Origin of the sequence: Daejeonella sp. (genome assembly GCF_017495225.1) — a bacterium.
Classification (GTDB): domain Bacteria; phylum Bacteroidota; class Bacteroidia; order Sphingobacteriales; family Sphingobacteriaceae; genus Daejeonella.
This window is the reverse complement of record NZ_JAFEIG010000015.1, coordinates 13,636-35,160: the sequence shown is the minus strand read 5'-3', so window position 1 is coordinate 35,160 and position 21,525 is coordinate 13,636. Positions and strand designations below refer to the sequence as shown.

Sequence of the window (21,525 nt, the reverse complement as noted above, 5' to 3'; positions counted from 1 at the left end):
ATATCTCAATAAAAATTCAAATCTATTAGATTATAGAATATTTAAGAAAAAAGCAATTTAAATAATAAACGGAAATCAAAAATCGAGAGAAATACTGTATTTTTGAACATGCAAATTTCTGAACATTCAAGAATCTGGATCTACCAGTCCAACCGCATTCTTAATCAAGAAGAAGAGTCGGCAATTCTACAAATACTAAACAATTTCACTAGTAATTGGCAAGCACATGGGCATGATTTAGCAGCACTTGGAGAAGTGATTCACCATCAATTTATTGTACTTTCTGTGGATGAACAGGTGGCAGGAGCAACAGGATGCAGCATCGATAAATCAGTGGCTTTAATGAAGGATATCGAACAGAAGTTTAACATAGATCTATTCGATAGATTTAGAGTCGCATTTAAACTTAATGATGAGCTAAAGAGCTGTGGTAGAGAAGATTTTGAAGAACTAATTAAAAGTGGTCAGGTAAATGAGAATACGCTAGTATTCAATAATCTGATTCAGACCAGAAAAGAATTAAAATCTAGCTGGGAAATCCCCTTAAAGGATAGCTGGCATGCTCGAGTTTTTAGCATTTAAGCCTTCGATTAAAAAGGCAACTTTTCCAGATTTCTCATATTTCGGAGTATCAGTCCTTGTTTATAATAAATATAACGTGTTGGTCTTGAAGGGTTCCAACGTAGCGGGTTTGGCAAAACCGCAATAATTAATGCAGCTTGCGATTTACTCATGCTATGCGCTGATTTCCCAAAATACTTTTGAGTTGCAGCTTCGGCGCCATAAATTCCATCACCCATTTCAATCACATTTAAATAAACCTCGAGAATACGTTCCTTACCCCATAACAATTCGATCAAAACTGTAAAATAGGCTTCAAAGGCCTTACGGATATAGGATCTACCAGGCCATAGAAAGACGTTTTTGGCTGTCTGCTGACTAATTGTGCTTCCCCCACGTATCTTTTTACCTTTTTGATTCTTCTCAAGTGCCTTGCTCATTGCCTTAAAATCAAAACCCCAATGATTTAAAAAATTAGCATCTTCACCGGCAAGAGCAGCTCGTTTTAAATTATTTGAGAGGTCTTCAATGTCAAGCCAATCCTTTTCAATTTTCCACTCCTTGCCATCGGCTTTACGCTCAAAACCACGCTGTAGCATCAAATAGGTAATCGGGGGATTAATAAAACGGAGCAATAGCACCCAAATAAAAGTGATGGCAAAAAACCATAAGGCTACTTTACGAATTATATTCCAGAGCTTTTTCAAATGCTTAGAATTAGGTTTGATGATTTTTAAAACAAAAAATGCCTTCTACAAATGTAGAAGGCATTAAAATTATAATTTATTTCCAAATTATACACCGAAAAAATCGGAAAATGGAAATTATTCTGCTACTACTTCAAAAGTAACTTTAACTTTTACTTCTTTGTGTAGGTTTAGGTTTGCAATGTATTCACCAACAAATTTAGGCTCTACATCAAAAGTAATACGGCGACGATCAACGTCAAATCCTTCTTTCTTTAATGCGTCAGCAATTTGAATAGTGTTTACTGAACCGAAAATCTTTCCAGTTTCACCAGCTTTAGCACCGATAGAAAGTTTAACACCTTCTAATCTAGCTGCAATAGCATCAGCGTCTTTCTTGATTTTATCTTGCTTGAAAGCAGCTTGCTTTAAATTTTCAGCTAAAACTTTCTTTGCAGATTCAGTCGCAAGTGTAGCATAACCCTTAGGAATAAGGAAGTTACGACCATAACCTGGTTTCACATTTACTACATCATCTTTCTCTCCGAGATTCTTGATGTCTTGTTTTAAAATTAGTTCCATTTCGCTTATCTCCCTCTTATTTTAATGAATCTGTAACATAAGGTAATAAACCGATATGGCGAGCACGCTTAACAGCTTGTGCCACTTTACGCTGAAACTTTAATGAAGTTCCTGTTAAACGACGTGGTAAAACTTTACCTTGATCGTTAATAAACTTTAATAAAAAGTTAGCGTCTTTGTAATCGATGTATTTAATACCGTTTTTTCTAAAACGGCAATACTTTTTACGGCTCTCGTCTACTTTCGGAGCAGTTACGTATTGGATTTGATCTTTTGCCATTATTTTGCTACCTCCTCAGTTTTAGTTTCCTTGTTCTTGTTGAAGGCTCCGCTACGCTTCTTCTCACTGAATGCAAGTGCATGCTTATCCAATGATACAGTTAGAAAACGCATAACACGTTCATCGCGTTTGTATTCAACTTCAAGTTTGTTAATAAACTCACCCGGAGCTTTGAATGTAGTTAGGTGATAGTATCCTGTTGTCTTCTTTTGAATCGGATACGCTAGTTTTTTCAAACCCCAATTGTCTTCATGGACAATTTCGGCTCCGTTATCAGTCATAAGCTTGTTGAATTTGGTTAATACCTCTTTCGCAGCTTCTTCAGATAACAACGGGGTCAGAATGATCACTGTTTCGTACTGTTGCATTGTTGCTTTTTGTTTTTTTATAAATTATTTATCCACCATGCTCCTAAACAGGCTACAAAGCGGGATGCAAAAATAGATATAATTTTCTATTTATCAAGGGTTTTTCGGAAAGATTGATATCAATCACCTTATCCACAAGATGTTTCTCTATTATTTCCTCACAAATTGGGCAGATTTTGTTCTCTCAATCATTTTAAACTCACAAATTTCATAACATACATCGTTCGTCAATATGAAAAAAGCTAGCTAAAATGCCTCTGTTAATCGTTTATCTTATCAAATTTCAGAAGAATAAAATGCTTAATCATACCATTATAAAAATGTAGATAAAAAAAATCCATTTAGTTTGGTTTAACCCATTCCTCTTTCTAATTTAGCAGCAATGGATAATTTTATAGTTTCAGCGAGAAAGTACAGACCAGCAACGTTCCAAACCGTTGTAGGTCAGCTACATATAACTGGTACCTTAAAAAATGCCATTAAAAATAATCAGCTTGCTCAGGCATTTCTTTTCTGCGGACCGCGAGGTGTGGGTAAAACTACCTGCGCAAGGATACTCGCTAAAACCATTAACTGCGAGAATTTAAGTCCCGATGCCGAAGCCTGCGGAACATGCCACTCCTGTATCTCATTCCAAAATGGGAACTCTTTTAGTATTCATGAACTAGATGCTGCCTCAAACAACTCTGTTGAAGATATTAGAAGCTTAATTGAGCAAGTTCGTATCCCACCTCAATCAGGGAAATACAAGATTTATATCATTGATGAGGTCCACATGCTTTCACAACAGGCTTTTAATGCCTTTCTGAAAACATTAGAGGAACCTCCTAATTATGCTATTTTCATTCTGGCCACTACAGAAAAGCATAAAATATTGCCTACCATATTATCTAGATGTCAGATATTTGATTTTAATCGCATCAGGGTAGAAGATATTGCCCTTCATTTGGCAGAAATTGCACAAAAAGAAGGCATTGCTTATGATGAAGATGGACTTCATTTAATTGCGCAAAAAGCAGACGGCGGACTCCGAGATGCCTTGTCGATGTTCGATCAAATTGTCAGTTTTTCAAGTAAAAACGTCAATTATAAGTCGGTAATCGATAATCTTAACATCCTAGATTATGATTACTATTTTAAATTAACTGATGCCATCCTTTCTGAAGATGTAGCAAATTCACTTCTGATTTTCGATGAAATTTTAGGAAATGGCTTCGATGGGAATCATTTCATCACCGGATTAGCCTCCCATTTCAGGAATTTATTGGTTTGTAAAGATGCTTCAACCTTAAAATTACTTGAAGTGAGTGAAGGTATTCGACAAAAATATAATAGTCAGTCGCAAGCCTCATCTCTCTCCTTCTTAATTTCTGCACTGAACATCAGCAATCAATGCGATTTAAATTATAAAACGAGTAAAAATCAAAGGTTACAAGTTGAGCTCACTCTCATCAAACTCTGCCACATACCCGCTGCCGTAAATCTTTCAGCAGCAGGAATTCCGGCCATTCAGGACGGTCAAATAAAAAAAAAACTTAAATCAGTAGATGAAACTGTAGTTTCTGAGTCTGCAATGCCAATTAAGGCTACTGCAAGCCCTGCTCCTCCCCTTGTTGCAAGTGCGCCAGAACCCGAAAAACCAACACAAGTAGTTGAAAATAAGGCAATTACACCCATACAGGAAGTTCCGAAAATAGAAATTCCAAAATCAAATGTTATACCCAAGCTTTCTGTTGGATTAAATAGTAGCTTGATACCGAATTTAAATGATTTAGGGGCAAATTACTCAAAAAAAGAGGAGCTTGAGCCAGAGTATTTGAGCGGCGACAGTAAAATTGAGTTTAACTCCGACATGATGCTCAATTTCTGGAATAGTTATGCTGAGAAGATTAAAAAAGATGGAAAAATCAATATTTTCACCATCATGACAGCCTACACACCTGTTTTACTTGAAAATTACATCATTGAGCTACCCATCGAAAATAAGATTCAAGAAGATTTGCTAAGCTCAGAAAAAGTTGATTTATTGAACTTTTTACGTGTGCAACTGAAAAACTTCAGTATCGACCTGCAAACCAAGCAGATAGAGCAAACGCAAAAAAAACGCCTTTATACTTCATCTGAAAAGTATGAGCACATGCTTCAAAAGAACCCGCATTTGGATGAATTTAAGCGAAAATTTAATCTGGATTTAGATTATTAATTCTTATCTCAAATATCATTTAATTTTACGATCATTTTTAGGGTAACCTTCAGCATCAAGGTCATCACGATTATCTTCTGGAGTTTCTGAAAAGCTTTCTTCATCTGCAAGGCTATCCTCTTCCGACTGAACATGCATCGCCAAAACATCCAAATCTGTCTCCAGACTGGCATTTTTATCATATTCCTTTATTGCTGTAGGATTAGCTTCATCAAAATCAGAGAGTGCATCGCTCCCATTTTCAACCGCAGTATCATAAGGATTATGATGAATATAATCGGGATCGTCTGCAATTACATCCATCTCATAACTATTTTTATCCTGATCGAAGGCTAAATCATCTACATTAATTTCCATGTGTAAATCTTCCTTCAAGGCCTCATCTCTATCAGTCCGATCTGGCTTAATCCCCTTCACCTTTTTACGTTTAATTTCCATCTCTTTGCTTCTATATCTTTGATAATTAAACAAGTCGGATTTGTATAAGTTTTTAAAAAAGAATTAAAAATTAACAAATTTCATAGCCTTCAAATTTTCAGGTGTATTCAAAATTCCTATCTTTGGACAAATTGCAAAAACCTCATTATTATTATATGTCAGTACAGAAAATTAAAGTTGCAAATCCGGTAGTTGAATTGGATGGTGATGAAATGACCAGAATTATCTGGAAGTTTATTAAGGATAAACTTATCACTCCTTATCTTGAATTGGATATCAAATATTACGATCTTGGAATGGAATATCGTGATGAAACGAATGATCAGGTGACCATTGATGCAGCAAATGCAATCAAACAATATGGTGTGGGAATTAAATGTGCCACTATCACTCCTGATGAAGCTCGTGTTCAAGAATTCAAGCTTAAGCAAATGTGGAAGTCGCCAAATGGTACAATCAGAAATATTCTTGATGGTACTGTTTTCCGTGAGCCTATCGTAATGAATAATGTTCCGCGTTTGGTTCCAAACTGGACTGCTCCAATTTGTATCGGTCGTCATGCTTTTGGTGATCAATACCGTGCTACTGATTTTGTAACTAAAGGAAAAGGGAAATTAACAATCACCTTCACTCCAGAGGATGGTGGCGAAACTCAATCTTTTGAAGTGTATAATTTCAAAGGTGATGGTGTAGCTCTTGCTATGTACAATACAGATGAAAGTATTTTTGGCTTTGCTCGTGCATGTTTTAATCAGGCATTATCAAAAAAATGGCCACTTTATCTTTCTACAAAAAATACAATTCTTAAAAAGTACGATGGTCGCTTTAAAGATATTTTTGAAGAGGTTTATCAAAATGAATTTAAGACCAAATTTGATGCAGCAGGAATTACTTACGAGCACCGTTTAATTGATGACATGGTTGCTTCTGCTCTAAAATGGAATGGTAATTTCGTTTGGGCTTGTAAGAATTATGATGGTGATGTTCAATCGGATACAGTAGCGCAAGGATTTGGTTCTTTAGGGTTGATGACTTCAGTTTTAATTACTCCAGATGGAGGAACAATGGAAGCAGAAGCAGCACACGGTACCGTTACACGTCACTACCGTGATCATCAGGCTGGAAAGCCAACTTCAACCAATCCAATTGCATCTATTTTTGCATGGACTAGAGGCTTAGAATTCCGTGGTAAATTAGATAATAACCAAGAGTTGATTAATTTCTGCCATGCTTTAGAGCAAGTTTGTATTGAGACTGTTGAAAGCGGAAAAATGACTAAAGATCTTGCCGTTTGTATTCACGGTAATAAAGTAAGTCACGGAGACCACTACCTATATACTGAGGAGTTCCTTGATGCAATTGATCAGAACTTAAAAGCGAAATTGGCTTAATTCTAAATAGCTTTAAAAGCAAATAGCCGCCCTATTTTAATATGGCGGCTATTTTTTTATCTTTTTTTAATGGATTTTATTCAATTTTTGGATTTCCATTAAATTAATAGAAAAATTTAGCTTAAAAATCTTCAAAACGCTCCCAAAAACCATCTTTAGGCAGAGTGGCAAAAATATTGACAGGCTCCTGCTTCACAGGATGTAAAAATTGCAGTTTTCGAGCGTGTAGGCAAATACTTTTCTTCAAACTTCCGCGAGGATAACCATATTTATTATCTCCCACAATTGGGCAATCGAGGGTTGATAATTGAACTCTAATTTGATGTGGGCGACCAGTAATTGGGTCAACTTCAATTAAATAATAACCACCCAGCTCACCGATTAATTTATAATGAAGTTCGGCACGCTGACTCCCAGGGACTTCTTTTTCATAAGCTTTGGTTACATTTTTTTGAGGATTTTTTACAAGCCAATGAATGAGCGTTCCCGACTCCATAGCTGGTCTGTTGCGAACTACCGCCCAATAAGTCTTGTGCATGTCCCTGTTTTTGAACATTTTATTGATACGATCAAGGGCTTTGCTAGTTTTCGCAAATAAAATCACCCCGCTAACTGGGCGGTCGAGGCGGTGTACTACACCTAAAAATGCGCCATTAGGTTTATTATATTTTTGAGCAATGTATCGCTTAACTTTTTCATCTAGCGATTCATCACCAGTATCATCAACCTGCACAATATCGCCAGCACGCTTGTTGACAGCAATTAAATGATTATCCTCAAACAAGATATCTTTATCAGTGATATCTGGCGAAAGTACAGGAAATTTAGATTTTTTATTTTCAGGAACAGCCATTCAACCTTAATCTTAATATTGTTCCTTTTCGTTAGGAAAATCACCCGCCTTAACATCTTTCACATAAGATTGAACAGCACCGTTTATCTCCTCAAAAAGATTCAAGTATTGTCTTAAAAAACGGGGCTTAAAACCTTTTGTAAGGCCTATCATGTCATTAATTACCAATACTTGTCCGTCACAATTAGAACCAGCACCAATGCCAATAGTAGGAATTTTAACCGATTTTGTAACCTCCAATGCCAATTGAGCAGGAATTTTCTCGAGCACAACCGAAAAACAGCCTGCTTCTTGAAGGACTAAAATATCACTCTTCAATTTTGCTGCCTCAGCCTCTTCTTTTGCGCGAACGGTATAGGTTCCAAATTTGTAAATCGATTGAGGTGTTAAACCCAAGTGACCCATAACTGGTATTCCTGCATTAATGATGCGCTCAACCGACTCCTTAATTTCAAGTCCGCCTTCCAACTTCACAGCATGAGCACCCGATTCTTTCATTATTCTAATAGCAGAATTAAGAGCTTCCTTTGAATTACCCTGGTAAGAACCAAAGGGCAGGTCGACAACCACCAAAGCCCGCTTAACAGCCCTAACTACCGATGCAGCATGATAAATCATCTGATCGAGTGTGATCGGTAAAGTAGTTTCATGACCCGCCATCACGTTTGACGCCGAGTCGCCAACCAAAATCACATCAATTCCACCTTCATCAACGATGGTAGCCATAGAATAATCGTAAGAAGTCAGCATGGCGATTTTCTCGCCCTTTTGCTTCATTTCAAGGATCGTATTCGTGGTGATCCGCTTTACCTCTTTATGTACAGACATGTAGCAGGGTTTTTAATAAAAATCAAAGTTAGGATTAATAGAAAGAATACACAGTCAAAATCTTTCAAAATCATGCATTTAAAACAAATTTACAATTCCTTCATCAAACACTTTCAGATTTCGTAATAATTACCTAAATTTGTAAACGTGAAATATGAAGTAAAATACTTCCCTCTACACTGCGGAAAATCTTCCGAAATCATTGCTTTTCAATCGATTTTAAATCTCTTTTCAAATTTTATTCAATGAATACTTACATCAAATTGCCGGCAATTTTGCTCCTGGAAGATGGAACAATATACCATGGAAAAGCAGCAGGAAAAATTGGTACTACCACAGGTGAAATTTGTTTCAACACAGGGATGACCGGTTATCAGGAGATCTTTACAGATCCTTCTTATTTCGGACAGATCATGGTAACAACCAATTCACATATTGGGAATTACGGAATTCATAAAGACGAAGTTGAGTCAGACAATATTAAAATTGCCGGACTAGTTTGTAAGAACTTTAATATCACTTACAGTAGAAAACAAGCTGATACTTCTATTCAAGATTATTTTCAGGACGAGCATATCGTAGGTATTTCGGACGTGGATACCCGCTCATTAGTACGTCATATTCGTGCTAAGGGAGCTATGAATGCTATTATTTCTTCAGAAATTCTGGATATCGAGGAGTTGAAGAAGAAATTAGCTGCTGTACCTTCGATGGATGGATTGGAATTATCTTCCCAAGTATCCACAAAAGAATCCTATGAGTACGGCGATAAAAACGCAGCCAAGCGTGTAGCAGTTCTTGACTTAGGTGTAAAGAAAAATATCCTTAGAAACTTCGATAGCAGAGGGGTTTTATCAAAAGTATTTCCAGCAAAAACAACATTTGCGGAAATGGAAAAATGGAATCCAGATGGATACTTCATTTCCAACGGCCCTGGCGACCCATCAGCGATGCCCTACGCTATTGAGACAGTAAAAGCAATTTTAGCAGCAGAGAAACCATTGTTTGGAATTTGTTTAGGACATCAGCTTTTAGCTCTTGCTAATGATATTCGCACCATGAAGATGTTTAATGGCCATAGGGGATTAAATCATCCGGTAAAAAATGTAATTATCAATCATTGCGAAGTAACCTCTCAAAATCATGGTTTCGGAGTGATTCCTGATGATGTTAGGCAATCAGATAAGGTAGAAATTACCCATATCAATCTAAATGATCAATCTATTGAAGGTATCCGTGTGAAGGGTAAAAAAGCCTTTTCTGTACAATATCACCCAGAATCTTCACCGGGCCCACATGATTCAAGATATCTTTTTGACGATTTTGTAGCAATGCTCAATTAATTAGTGTACATTGTACACTTAGTAAAAAAATAGTATCAATAAAGAAAAAATAAGATGAGTATAATCCTCGACGTACACGCAAGACAAATTCTGGATTCACGCGGAAATCCAACTATCGAAGTAGATGTAACCACCGAAAATGGCATAATTGGCCGTGCAGCGGTACCTTCAGGTGCTTCAACTGGTATTCATGAGGCTGTTGAGCTTCGTGATAATGATAAATCTGTTTACCTGGGTAAAGGTGTTTTAAAAGCTGTTGCCAATGTAAATGAAAAAATCGCTCAGGAATTAGTAGGAATTGATGTATTTGAACAAAATAGTATTGATAAATTGCTTCTTGAGATTGACGGGACAGAAAACAAAGGAAATTTAGGTGCCAACGCAATTCTTGGTGTTTCATTAGCTGTAGCAAAAGCTGCCGCTCAGGAGAGTCGCCAGCCATTATACCGCTACATTGGTGGTGTAAATGCTAATACCCTACCTATTCCAATGATGAATATCGTGAATGGTGGATCGCACTCTGATGCCCCTATCGCATTCCAAGAATTTATGATTATGCCTGCTGGCGCTTCTTCATTCTCTGAAGCATTACGCTGGGGAACAGAGGTTTTCCATACTTTGAAAAAGATTTTACATGATCGTGGATTATCAACTGCTGTTGGTGATGAAGGTGGTTTTGCTCCTAAATTTGAAGGCACTGAAGATGGTGTGGAAACTATCCTTCAAGCAATTGAAAAAGCGGGTTATAAAGCTGGAAAAGATATTTTCTTGGCCTTCGACTGTGCTGCATCTGAGTTTTACAAAGATGGAAAATACGATTATACAAAATTTGAAGGTGAGAAAGGTGCAATCAGAACTAGCGCTGAACAAGCTGAATACTTAGCTCAATTAGCGGCTAAATATCCTATCATTTCAATTGAAGATGGTATGGCTGAGGATGATTGGGCAGGTTGGAAATTATTAACTGAAAAAATTGGATCTAAAGTTCAATTAGTAGGTGATGATTTGTTCGTTACCAATGTAAAAAGATTACAACAGGGTATCGATAACGAGACAGCTAATTCAATTTTGGTTAAAGTAAATCAGATTGGTACCCTTACCGAAACCATCAACGCGGTTTCTTTAGCTCAAAATAATGGCTATACCTCGGTAATGAGTCACCGTTCTGGCGAGACTGAAGATTATACCATTGCGGATCTTGCGGTGGCATTAAATTGCGGACAAATTAAGACTGGTTCTGCATCACGTTCAGACAGGATAGCAAAATACAATCAATTGCTCCGTATCGAAGAAGAATTAGGCAGCAATGCACGCTTTTTAGGTAAGAGCTTTAAATATATTCAATAATAAATATTCTTTTTTAAGAATGTTTATCAATAAAACATCCTAAGATTATAAATCTTAGGATGTTTTTGTTTTATATTTGTATTGATGACCAGACTTTTAAATATAATTCGAAACAAGTATCTGATTGCAAGTGTTGCATTTCTTGCTTGGATGTTATTTTTTGATCGTAATGATCTGATGTCGCAATATGAATACCGCACTCAGGTAAATAAGTTAAAAGCAGAAAAAGAATTCTACACCCAAGAAACTGCTAAAGTGGTCAAAGATCTAAACGAACTTACTACCAACCAAGGTAAGCTTGAAAAATTTGCTCGTGAAAAATACCTCATGAAAAAAGAGAATGAAGATGTCTTTGTAATCATTGAGGAAGCACCGAAGGAAGAAGAAAGTTCTTTTTTTGGGAAATAAGTTAATCCAGCAAGGTTTCAAACAGCACTAAAGATTTCATTGTTTATTTGAAGAGGAGTCTGGAGACTCCCGACATTGAAAAATCTTTAACGAAGGTCCCTCACCTGCGGAAGGGCAGGTTTCGGTATGACATCGTTTTTTGAACGCTATGCACCTGTCATCCCGAATGTTTGAGGGAAATAATGAGAGTAATTTTTTATAAATGCACGTTTTTTGTACTTAGCGAAGGTCCCTCACCTGCTGAAGGGCAGGTTTCGGGATGACATCGTTTTTAAAACGCCATGCACCTGTCATCCCGAACGAAGTGAGGGAACTTTTTTATAAAGACTTTTAACCCCCTATAAATTAATAAATGTTATTATAGGAACCATTCCAACCATCAATTGCACCAGCTTTGATAGGTTCCCAGTTCGAGGCAATTACAATCCCAATGATTATTACAACTATTAAATAGGTTTTAATTTTCTTTTTCATATTATCAATAACAAAATTTAAATATTTACTATTAATCAGTCTGGAGCATAGGCCCCAATTGACTATCTACATAAAAAATAACAATGAAGACAGTATAAAAGCAAAAATTAGTTTTGACTACTAACTTTTACTTTTCTTCCGTCTTTTATTCCCTCTTTTACAACCCAAGCACTCACCATTAAAATCCCAATGATAAATAAAACTACTAAATAGGTTTTCTTTTTCATAATACGCTATTAAACAATAATCTATATTTATTAATAAATATAAAATATATTTAATTAAAAAGAAATTATTTTTATCAAATGTGACTCCATTTATTTGATAATCCGTAGAGGCGCCGCGCTAAAACCGCACAACAGCCTTTCTATTATAATGAAAAATCAATTTTTGAAATCGATGAAAACTCTATGGACAGTATGGGAAACATCATTTAGATTCAAGTTTTCTAAAAACAACGTAGATTAATAAAATAACTGTCGATAGGGAGAATCCGATTAAAAAATCAGCAAGAATAGGGCTTAAATGCATAATTTTCAATACTAAACCGCTAATGAAGCAAATATTCCCTACAAAAAACAATAATTTTATATTCATAATCTTAGTTAAGATTCCCTTAAAATTTAATGAATTCATTTTTATTTGGATTTTATATTGACACTTTCACTTTAAAAGATTTTCATATTCTATTGAAAACATCTAATCTTTGTTTAAAGATAATAAATTAACTTAAAAAATACTATTTGTAATATATTTTAAATCAGGGTTTGGGATCAGCTGGAAACATCACTCCTCTGGTCGGTGTGGTCATTGTACCAGCCAAGTCTTTCCTATTCCCCTATCTCAACTCCGCATTTCTTTTCCTAACAAACCACTCCAATGTAAGAAGGGATAAGATTAAAAAGAACAATGCTTTTAGACTGATTAATTCCTCATAAGTACGATCCTCAAAGGAAATCGTTTTAACAGTTTCATTAGCTTTTATTAAATCAGGAATGGAACTTATTTCATTGGGAAACAGCATTTTACCGCCATTTTGACTCGCCATCAGGTACAATAATTGATGATTGGCCACACTCTGCTTTAACTCAAGTTGGTGTGCATTGATGATAAATTGTCCCTCAGCTTGATAATTATTCTTCCCAAGACTAGTTTTCGCCTGATAAGTATATGTCCCAGAAGGTAAAATACCTGCCTTAAGCTGGTAAGCATTCGATGTTTTAGAAAATAAATATGAAAAAGTCTTACCTGAATTATTTTTTAGACTAATATTCACATCTGATGTATTTACTAAGTCAAAAGCATCATTATAAAGCTCCGCATTAAGTATAAGCGCTTCATTTTCATCAAATGTATTCTTTGAAGTATAAACCCTAAATTTTCTTTTATCATCACTACTCACCAAATATTGAACAGTTTTCTGCAGCAATTCATTGCTAGCATCATGATTCGAATTCTCCTGGAAATCTTCTAAACGCCATCTCCAAAAACCCTCCCCAGTTAAAATACCTGTTCTTAAGCCATTTTCTTCTGCAAAAACTAATAAAGGTCGGTCAGTTGCTGTTTGACCTATTTGCTGGGTCATGAGAGCGGTAGAAGGGCCTTTGAGGGTATAAGTGCCAAAAGGGGTCAGCAGAGGACTAAAATTGCGGATTTTAAGTTTATTGGCTTCCGACAAGGTAAAAGCATAAAAATCAGTTTTTATGTTTGCTAAAGCTTCTTGCATCATTCCGGGACTGCTAATTCCCAAAATTGATTGAGCGGAGTTAAAAGCTGGGATATCACTTTGGGCACCCAAAATAAATAAACGAGATTTATTACTCGTCTGACGTATAATATCCAAAGCCTTGTTTGACTTTGAGGGGATTTGATGTAAAATTATTAAATCCGCATCGCGACTATCAGAAATTTTAAAATCGCTTGCTAAAAGCACTTTAACTGCATAATTTTTATTGTTCTCAAGAGATTGTTTTAGGGCAGTAAGGTCAGGATGTGGGGCACTTGCAAGAATTAAAACCTGCTTTTTGCCATTGATAACCTCCACAAAAATAGATTGGGAATTATTTTCAAGCGACCATTCATTGTTGAGTTTTGAGACTTGAATCTTAAAAGATTGTAAACCTAAACGACTAGCAGGTAGTATTGCTTTGAAACTTTGTCTAAATTCATTCGAACTAATAGAAATGGACTTAGAATAAACAATGCCGCTGGGCGATGAAACAGTTAAAATTGAGGTGCTACCCTTAGCTTGAAAAGCCTCCAGATTGATTTCTATCTCAAAATCATTGCCTAGATAAGCTATTTCATTATAATTGATGTTAGAAATCAATAAGTCACGTTTGGCAATGGTATCGCCAAGAGCGATGGTATAAATTGGTGCAGGGATTTTCTGACTTTCATATTGAGGATTCCCTCCCCGATTGTAAATACCATCACTCGCTAAAATAATGGCACCAATATTCCGATTAGAGAATTGATCATTTACTTGCTTAAAAAGCTTAGAAATATCTGTCTGATTACCATCAAAAGTTGTTTTCAGACCTTCTTTTATTTCAGAATCAAAATAAAAAGTCCTTAAGTCATAGTCAGCAGAAAGATCTTTTTCAAGATTTTTAATCTGACTCACATAGCTTTTCGGATCAAAATTTGAAGCTTTTGAATTTAAAATCGAAGACGAATTATCTAAAGCCAAGATAATCAAAGGCTTTTCGAGTCGCTCTTGAGTAGTTTTTACCATTGGAGCCACTAACAAAAAAGCAATCAATGTAATTAAGATAGCGCGAGTAGCGAAAAGAAGCCCTTTAAGTGAGTTTTTAAAGTTTACCGGATTCCCATACAAAACAAAAGCATAAGCAATTCCCAGCCCTAAACACCCAAGGAGCCAAAAAAATGAATGCGTTGTAAATTGTATTTGTAACAAAAAAGGCATGTTATGATTTAGATGGGAGACTTGAGATATGAGACTTGAGATATGAGATATGAGACGTGAGATATGAGACGTGAGATATGAGACTTGAGATATGAGACTTGAGATATGAGATGGGAGATATGAGATGTGAGAAAAATTATCGTCTCACATCTATAATCTCATATCTCACATCTATCTAAAGCATGCCCCCATCAACAGGAATAACCTGTCCGGTGATATATCCACTCATATCCGAGCCAAGGAAAACACATAAATTGGCAACATCATCTGTTTCGCCGGCACGTTTCAAAGGAATTGCTTGTGCCCAACCTTCAACTACCTTAGGATCAAGTACATCAGTCATTTCTGTACGGATAAAACCTGGTGCCACCACATTGGTACGAATATTTCTGGAGCCTAATTCTTTAGCTACTGATTTCGAAAATCCAATAATTCCTGCTTTAGAAGCAGCATAATTAGCCTGACCAGCATTTCCCTGAACACCAACTACAGAGCTCATATTGATGAAAACACCCTTACGGTTTTTCATCATTACTTTTGATGCAGCTTTAGTCACGTTAAAAATAGATTTCAAATTGATGTTTAGCACATCATCCCAATTTTCTTCGGTCATACGCATCAATAAGCCATCTTTGGTTATTCCTGCATTATTAACCACGATATCGATTGTACCGAAATCAGCAACAATATCATTGATTAGCTTTTCGGCATCATCAAAATTAGAGGCATCTGAGCGATAACCCTTCACTTTAGTACCAAAACTTTGCAATTCTTGTTGAAGCGCCTCACCTTTTTCAACAGATGATAAATAGGTAAACGCCACATCTGCACCATGTTCGGCAAATTTTTCAGCGATTTTTCTACCGATACCTTTTGATGCACCAGTTATTAATGCTACTTTTCCTTCGAGTAATTTCATAATGAATATTAAAACTGTGAAATTAGGGTTTTTATTAAAAATATCATACAAATTATCGCATAAAGCAATTTATGGAAAATGTTGAAGAGTTTTATGATCAATTAAGTAGCAGCTATTCAGACCTAATCAGGAAATGTGTACCTCGCTATGATGAGTTATTAAACAACATGTTTTTATACTTAAAGGGTGATTTTAAGCCTTTACGGATATTAGATTTAGGTTGCGGGACTGGTAATCTGACTCAAAAAATTATTGAACAATTTCCTGATGCTCAGATTGATGTCTTAGATCTTTCGGAAGATATTTTAGAAGAATGCAAGAAACGTTTTGCCCATAAATCAAATATAAACTACCTACAAGCCGATTTCAAAACGATGCATTTGCCGACTGCTGAATATGATTTAGTGATGTCGAGCATTGCCATTCACCATGTGGAAGATCCATTCAAGTTTGAATTGTACAAAAATGTATATCAATCACTGAAAGGGGGTGGAATTTTCATTTTCGCAGATCAAACTCGTGGGATTACAGATGATATTTATTTTAAAAATATTGCTTGCTGGAAGGAGGAAGCTTTCAAACTCGGCTCTACAGAAGAAAATTGGAAGATGTGGATGGAACATCAGGATGCGCATGATTTTCATAGCCCTGTAGGCTGGCATCTCGATAATTTGAAAAATGCAGGCTTTAAAGAGGTTGACCTACTCTCAAAATACTTAATGTGGGCTGTTTGCTGGGCAAAAAAAAATTAAGATTTAAGATTCAGAGGGAAAAAACTTCATTGAAATGGAGTTTACACAATGACGTGTATTTTTCTGTGTAAGTTTCTCACCTACAAATACATGGCCTAAGTGTCCGCCACAATTTGCGCATAAAATTTCTGTCCTGCGACCATCTCTATCCGTCAATTTCTTGATTGCACCCTCAATTTCATCATCAAAGCTTGGCCATCCACAATGCGAGTCAAATTTATCTTCAGAGCGATAAAGAGGAGCATCACATTGCCTGCAAACATAAGTTCCAGCTAGTTTGTTGTCTAGATATTCGCCTGTAAACGGTCGCTCGGTACCCTTGTGCAGGATAATATACTCTTCTTCGGGAGATAATTTATTGTATGCCATTTATACAAAGATAGTTAGCAAAAAGGCAGTTTTTCTGATTAGGAACATATTTTACATCCCACAAACAATCAAAAGGGAATGACTAACTACCCGGAATTTTGTAGGTAATTTCTACGTTAGCGACTCCCTTGGTGAAAAATCCGAGCTTTTTAGCGGCCGCTTGCGAAAGATCTATGATAAATACTTTGCTATGGGGGCCACGATCATTTACTTTAACAACTACCGTGCGCCCATTAGCAATATTTGTAACTTTTACCATCGTACCGAATGGAAGTCTGAGGTGGGCGGCTGTCATTTTATTATTACTAAAAATCTCACCATTACTGGTCCTACGCCCATGAAATTTACTCGCATAATAGGTCGCTTTACCCCTTACCGTACGAACACCTTTTGAAAAAAGACTATCAATTAGTAAACTATCTGCTTTTAAACTATCTAGAGTTAGAGAATCCCTATTTAAAGTATCTTTGGCTAAAGTATCTTTGGGAATATCTGCTTGTTGAGCTGAAGCAGAGATTACTAAAATAAAGCAGAAGAATAATGTATTAATTAATGTTTTCATCTGATTCATTTTTAATTAATAATACAAATATCGCTATTCCAAAGCAAAAAAGGAAATTTAGAGCCCGAAAAACGGAAAAGTAAGCCTAATTTGGCATAAAAAAGGCATAAAAAAACCGGCATTTAGCCGGTTTTATATTTTGATAATTAAGGAGTCAAATTATAATTTTGCAAGCTCTTCGGCCATTGCTGCACCGATTTCTGCTGGCGATTCAACTACACGAATACCACATTCTCTCATAATTTTCATTTTAGCGGCTGCTGTATCATCAGCACCACCTACAATTGCTCCTGCATGTCCCATACGACGTCCTGGAGGCGCTGTCTGTCCAGCAATAAAACCAACTACAGGCTTCGTACCATTTTCTTTAATCCAGTAAGCTGCTTCTGCTTCCATTCCACCACCAATCTCACCGATCATCACAATACCTTTAGTTTCAGGATCGTTCATCAATAACATTACAGCTTCTTTAGTTGGAGTACCAATAATAGGATCACCACCGATACCGATTGCTGTAGTAATACCTAAACCAGCCTTAACTACCTGATCAACAGCTTCATAAGTAAGCGTTCCTGATTTAGAAACGATTCCTACACCACCTTTTTTGAAGATAAAGCCTGGCATAATACCAATTTTAGCTTCGTCAGCAGTAATAATACCTGGGCAGTTTGGTCCGATTAAACGGCAATCTTTATCTGCAATATATTCTTTCACTAAGATCATATCCTTTGTTGGGATACCTTCAGTGATACAAACTATAACTTTAATTCCTGCTTCAGCAGCTTCCATAATTGCATCAGCAGCAAAAGCTGGCGGAACAAAAATGATGGAAACATCTGCTCCTGTTTTAACAACAGCATCTTTTACTGTGTTAAACACCGGACGATCAAGATGACTTTGTCCGCCTTTACCCGGCGTTACACCACCTACAACCTGCGTTCCGTACTCAATCATCTGTGAGGCATGATAAGTGCCTTCATTGCCAGTGAAACCCTGAACTATTACTTTTGAATCTTTATTTACCAGTACACTCATTGAATATATTTTTGTACAGCAAAGCTAACAGAATCAAGCAGAATCTCAAAAGGTTATGATAAAAAGAATTGAATGAATGTTAGATTTTTTAAATTACGATCACCTCTTCAGGAGCATTTGGATCAATTGCTCGTTTATAAGCCTTTTGATCAAACTCTTTTTCACTTTTTGCAATCACCACAGAGGCTACAGCATTTCCAATAAGATTGGTTATTGCACGGGCTTCCGACATGAAACGATCTACACCCAATAAAATAGCAATACTCTCAATTGGAACAACTTTAAGTGCTGTTAAGGTAGAGGCAAGGACTATAAAACCACTTCCTGTAACCCCTGCAGCACCTTTTGAAGTGATCATTAAAACACCAATGATGGTAAGTTGTTGAGCAATGGTGAGATTTACATTAAAAACTTGAGATAAGAAAATAACAGCCATCGATAAATAAATGGAGGTGCCATCTAAATTGAAAGAATAGCCAGTTGGAATCACTAAACCTACAACCGATTTAGAACAACCAAATTTTTCCATCTTCAAAATCATGCTTGGCAATACCGATTCGGAAGAAGAGGTACCTAAAACAATTACAATTTCTTGTCTGATGTACTTTAACAATTGCCAAAGACTTATTTTATAGAAGTAACAAACGGCATTGAGAACGCCGAAAATGAATAAAATCATGGTCATATAAACGGCAATCATCAATTTACCCAAAGGATAAAGCGTTTCCAAACCGTAAGTCCCGATCGTATACGCCATCCCACCAAAAGCCCCAAAAGGTGCTAATACCATAATCATTTTCATGATATTAAAGATTACTTTGGAGAGCTTTTCAAAAGTGTTGATTAGTGATGTTCCTGTAGAGCCCATACGGCTTAGGGCAAAACCAAACAGAATCGCAAAGAATAAAATTTGGAGAATATCGCCCTTTGCAAACGATTCAAAGATATTTTTGGGAACAATATGAGAGAAAAATTCAAGCCAATTCATCTCAGATGCCGAGTCTTGGTAAGCTTGTACCTTTGACGTATCCGCATTTATCGCATCCAAAACCACCCCCTTACCCGGTTTAAAAACATTGGCTACGAGTAATCCTATAACGATAGCAATGGTTGTAATAATCTCAAAATAGAGAAGCGCCTTTCCTCCTACCCGACCCACTTTTTTGAGATCTCCCATTTGTGCAATTCCCAAAACGATGGTAAAAAATATGATTGGAGCAATCAACATGCTAATCATATTGATGAAGGTCTGACTTATTAACTTTGCTGTAGGTGCAAATCCTGGGAAATTAATCCCAACCAAAACTCCTAAAACTATAGCAACTAACACCTGAAATGTTAGGTGAGATACAACACGCTTCATAAAAAGAATTAAAAATTAAGATTCTAAGGTAATTTATTTTGGGGATATTTTAGTTTTTAGCAATTCCTTCTGAATTAAACTGCAAATCATAAAGTTGCTTGTAAAAACCATTTAGCTTCAATAGCTCCTGATGGGAGCCAATTTCTTTGATTTCACCTTGATCAAGAACAATAATCCGATCTGCATTTTGGATAGTTGATAAACGATGGGCAATTACAATCGAAGTTCGACCTTCCATCAGTTTATTGATAGCATGTTGAATAAGCTCCTCTGTTTCAGTATCTACTGAGGCGGTTGCTTCATCTAAAACTAAAATTTGCGGATTGTAAACAAGTGCACGGATAAAAGAGATCAATTGTGCCTGCCCAGCTGAGAGCGTGGCACCTCTTTCCATCACATCATAGTCAAAACCACCAGGAAGTCTATTGATAAAGTCGAGGGCGCCCACATCTTTGGCGGCCTTTATGATTTCCTCACGACTTATCTCTTGGTTATTAAGGTTGATATTATTTGCGATAGAGTCCGAAAAGAGAAATACATCCTGTAAAACCGTAGCTATAGTTGAGCGCAAATAATTCAATTCATAATCGCGGATATTTTTCCCATCGAGCAAGATGCTGCCTTTATTTATCTCATAAAAACGATTTAAAATATTGATAGTCGACGATTTTCCGGCTCCTGTTGCTCCCACCAATGCCAAGGTTTCGCCAGGTTTAACATGAAATGAAATGTCCTTCAAAACCCAGTTTTCATCATTATAAGCGAACCAAACATTCTTAAATTGTATGTCGCCCGCCACCTGTGCTGGCTTAAGTGTACCCTTGTTTTCGGTGCGCTCATCGGTATCCAAGACATTGAAAATTCGCTCTGCGCCCACCATTCCCATTTGGAGGGTATTAAATTTATCGGCAAGTTCACGGATAGGTCTGAATAGCATGTTGATGTACATGATAAATGAAACCACCACTCCAGGCGAAATCTCATTAGAAATAATTGATTTAGATCCGTACCAAACCAATAAACCAATGGAGATAGCAGAAATTATCTCCACCACAGGAAAGAAAATCGAATAATACCAATTTGAGCGAATGTGTGCATCTCGATGCTTAGCATTGATTTCCTTAAATTTCCGCATCTCCTGGTCTTCACGAGCAAAATATTGTATGATCCGAATTCCTGAAATATGTTCTTGCAGAAAGGTATTGAGGTTAGAAATTTGTGTTCTAACATCCTGAAAAGCCGATTTTATAGCTTCTTTAAAAACATAAGAAGCAACAATCAAAAATGGCATTGGAATTAAAATGATGACTGTTAGCTCCCAATCTGTATAAAGCATGACTGCGATGATGGCTAAAACTTGTAACACATCGCCGATTATGACGATCAATCCCTCAGAAAATATATCAGCAATTGTCTCCAAATCTGAAACAGTCCGAGTAATTAACTGACCTAGAGGAGTTCTATCAAAATATTTAAGTTTTAGGCTGCTGATATGATTAAAAACGCTCACTCGTAGGTCTTTAATTACCGACTGACCTAAAATATTGGTAAAAAAAGTATGGAAATATTGAACAGCAGTTTGGATGAGCAATAAAGCCAACATCACTAAACTCATTTTTAGGAGTCCGCTGCTATCTCCAAAAAGGATGTATTTATCTAAAGTATATTGAATTAACCAAGGACGTAGAGGTGCTAAAATGGCTAATAAAATGGTCAGGATGATTGACCAGATAAACATCCTACGGTAAGGATAAGCATAGCGAAAGACCCTCCTTAAGAGACTGACATCAACCGCATTACCACTTACTTTGGACATTGATTTCTTTATTTAATT

21 protein-coding genes are annotated in these 21,525 nt (G+C 36.4%); 7 read left to right on the top strand and 14 right to left on the bottom strand.

The genetic code is table 11. The features are described 5' to 3' along the window. The first annotated feature begins 108 nt into the window (after positions 1–108). Positions 109–582 carry an ABC transporter ATPase gene (locus tag QZ136_RS05930; RefSeq protein ID WP_291401413.1) on the top strand — a complete coding sequence of 158 codons (474 nt, stop codon included), beginning with the start codon at positions 109–111 and terminating at the stop codon, positions 580–582. Between the two features lie 8 nt (positions 583–590). On the opposite strand, the gene mtgA is transcribed toward QZ136_RS05930, so the two are convergent. From mtgA to rpsF, 4 genes are all read right to left on the bottom strand, one after another. Continuing rightward, positions 591–1,268 carry a monofunctional biosynthetic peptidoglycan transglycosylase gene (gene mtgA, locus QZ136_RS05925; protein ID WP_291401411.1) on the bottom strand — a complete coding sequence of 226 codons (678 nt, stop codon included), beginning with the start codon at positions 1,266–1,268 and terminating at the stop codon, positions 591–593. Positions 1,269–1,385: 117 nt separating this feature from the next. Further along, positions 1,386–1,829, bottom strand: coding sequence for a 50S ribosomal protein L9 (gene rplI / locus QZ136_RS05920; RefSeq protein WP_291401409.1), 444 nt, complete (start codon positions 1,827–1,829; stop codon positions 1,386–1,388). Between the two features lie 16 nt (positions 1,830–1,845). Beyond that, entirely contained in the window at positions 1,846–2,109 is a 264-nt protein-coding gene (gene rpsR / locus QZ136_RS05915; protein ID WP_276358931.1) for a 30S ribosomal protein S18, read from the bottom strand. After that, the gene (rpsF, locus tag QZ136_RS05910; RefSeq protein WP_291401405.1) at positions 2,109–2,477 is read right to left on the bottom strand and encodes a 30S ribosomal protein S6; all 369 of its coding nucleotides are present in this window, start codon (positions 2,475–2,477) and stop codon (positions 2,109–2,111) included. The genes rpsR and rpsF overlap by 1 nt, the downstream gene beginning before the upstream one ends. A 382-nt stretch (positions 2,478–2,859) precedes the next feature. Here rpsF and QZ136_RS05905 point away from each other — a divergent pair, with 382 nt between their 5' ends. Beyond that, a complete protein-coding gene (locus QZ136_RS05905; RefSeq protein ID WP_291401403.1) occupies positions 2,860–4,680 on the top strand; it encodes a DNA polymerase III subunit gamma/tau in 1,821 nt (606 codons plus the stop codon). A gap of 15 nt (positions 4,681–4,695) precedes the next feature. Here the strand turns inward: QZ136_RS05905 and QZ136_RS05900 are convergent, their stop codons facing one another. Beyond that, complete coding sequence (locus QZ136_RS05900; RefSeq protein WP_291401401.1) at positions 4,696–5,118, bottom strand: hypothetical protein; 423 nt, start codon at positions 5,116–5,118, stop codon at positions 4,696–4,698. A gap of 155 nt (positions 5,119–5,273) precedes the next feature. On the opposite strand from QZ136_RS05900, the gene QZ136_RS05895 reads away from it, so the two are divergent. Next, complete coding sequence (locus tag QZ136_RS05895; protein WP_291401399.1) at positions 5,274–6,509, top strand: isocitrate dehydrogenase (NADP(+)); 1,236 nt, start codon at positions 5,274–5,276, stop codon at positions 6,507–6,509. A gap of 121 nt (positions 6,510–6,630) precedes the next feature. Here QZ136_RS05895 and QZ136_RS05890 read toward each other — a convergent pair whose 3' ends face one another. Further along, on the bottom strand, positions 6,631–7,362 hold the full coding sequence (locus QZ136_RS05890) for an RluA family pseudouridine synthase (RefSeq protein WP_291401397.1): 732 nt from the start codon (positions 7,360–7,362) through the stop codon (positions 6,631–6,633). Between the two features lie 12 nt (positions 7,363–7,374). Then, positions 7,375–8,190 (bottom strand): 3-methyl-2-oxobutanoate hydroxymethyltransferase, encoded by an 816-nt coding sequence (panB, locus tag QZ136_RS05885; protein ID WP_291401395.1) that lies wholly within the window; start codon positions 8,188–8,190, stop codon positions 7,375–7,377. Positions 8,191–8,435: 245 nt separating this feature from the next. Between panB and carA the strand changes: the two genes are divergently transcribed. The 3 genes from carA to QZ136_RS05870 all read left to right on the top strand — a co-directional run bounded on the left by carA (position 8,436) and on the right by QZ136_RS05870 (position 11,288). Continuing rightward, positions 8,436–9,533: a glutamine-hydrolyzing carbamoyl-phosphate synthase small subunit gene (carA, locus tag QZ136_RS05880; RefSeq protein WP_291401393.1), complete on the top strand. Its 1,098-nt coding sequence runs from the start codon at positions 8,436–8,438 to the stop codon at positions 9,531–9,533. A gap of 54 nt (positions 9,534–9,587) precedes the next feature. Further along, positions 9,588–10,880, top strand: a complete 1,293-nt coding sequence (gene eno / locus QZ136_RS05875) for a phosphopyruvate hydratase (RefSeq protein ID WP_291401391.1) — start codon at positions 9,588–9,590, stop codon at positions 10,878–10,880. An 84-nt stretch (positions 10,881–10,964) separates the two neighbouring features. Beyond that, complete coding sequence (locus QZ136_RS05870) at positions 10,965–11,288, top strand: septum formation initiator family protein (RefSeq protein ID WP_291401389.1); 324 nt, start codon at positions 10,965–10,967, stop codon at positions 11,286–11,288. A gap of 1,312 nt (positions 11,289–12,600) precedes the next feature. Here the strand turns inward: QZ136_RS05870 and QZ136_RS05865 are convergent. Both QZ136_RS05865 and fabG read right to left on the bottom strand, forming a co-directional pair. After that, positions 12,601–14,691, bottom strand: coding sequence for a hypothetical protein (locus QZ136_RS05865; protein ID WP_291401388.1), 2,091 nt, complete (start codon positions 14,689–14,691; stop codon positions 12,601–12,603). A gap of 175 nt (positions 14,692–14,866) precedes the next feature. Beyond that, entirely contained in the window at positions 14,867–15,610 is a 744-nt protein-coding gene (gene fabG, locus QZ136_RS05860) for a 3-oxoacyl-[acyl-carrier-protein] reductase (protein WP_291401387.1), read from the bottom strand. 71 nt (positions 15,611–15,681) lie between these two features. On the opposite strand from fabG, the gene QZ136_RS05855 reads away from it, so the two are divergent. Beyond that, complete coding sequence (locus QZ136_RS05855; protein ID WP_291401386.1) at positions 15,682–16,362, top strand: class I SAM-dependent methyltransferase; 681 nt, start codon at positions 15,682–15,684, stop codon at positions 16,360–16,362. A gap of 3 nt (positions 16,363–16,365) precedes the next feature. Here QZ136_RS05855 and QZ136_RS05850 read toward each other — a convergent pair whose 3' ends face one another. From QZ136_RS05850 to QZ136_RS05830, 5 genes are all read right to left on the bottom strand, one after another. Beyond that, complete coding sequence (locus tag QZ136_RS05850) at positions 16,366–16,731, bottom strand: methionine-R-sulfoxide reductase (RefSeq protein WP_291401383.1); 366 nt, start codon at positions 16,729–16,731, stop codon at positions 16,366–16,368. Between the two features lie 82 nt (positions 16,732–16,813). Beyond that, positions 16,814–17,293: a septal ring lytic transglycosylase RlpA family protein gene (locus QZ136_RS05845; protein ID WP_291401381.1), complete on the bottom strand. Its 480-nt coding sequence runs from the start codon at positions 17,291–17,293 to the stop codon at positions 16,814–16,816. Between the two features lie 159 nt (positions 17,294–17,452). Next, entirely contained in the window at positions 17,453–18,328 is an 876-nt protein-coding gene (gene sucD / locus QZ136_RS05840; RefSeq protein WP_291401378.1) for a succinate--CoA ligase subunit alpha, read from the bottom strand. Positions 18,329–18,416: 88 nt separating this feature from the next. Next, positions 18,417–19,691, bottom strand: coding sequence for a C4-dicarboxylate transporter DctA (gene dctA / locus QZ136_RS05835; protein WP_291401376.1), 1,275 nt, complete (start codon positions 19,689–19,691; stop codon positions 18,417–18,419). A 49-nt stretch (positions 19,692–19,740) separates the two neighbouring features. Next, positions 19,741–21,507 carry an ABC transporter ATP-binding protein gene (locus tag QZ136_RS05830; protein ID WP_291401374.1) on the bottom strand — a complete coding sequence of 589 codons (1,767 nt, stop codon included), beginning with the start codon at positions 21,505–21,507 and terminating at the stop codon, positions 19,741–19,743. Positions 21,508–21,525 lie beyond the last annotated feature (18 nt).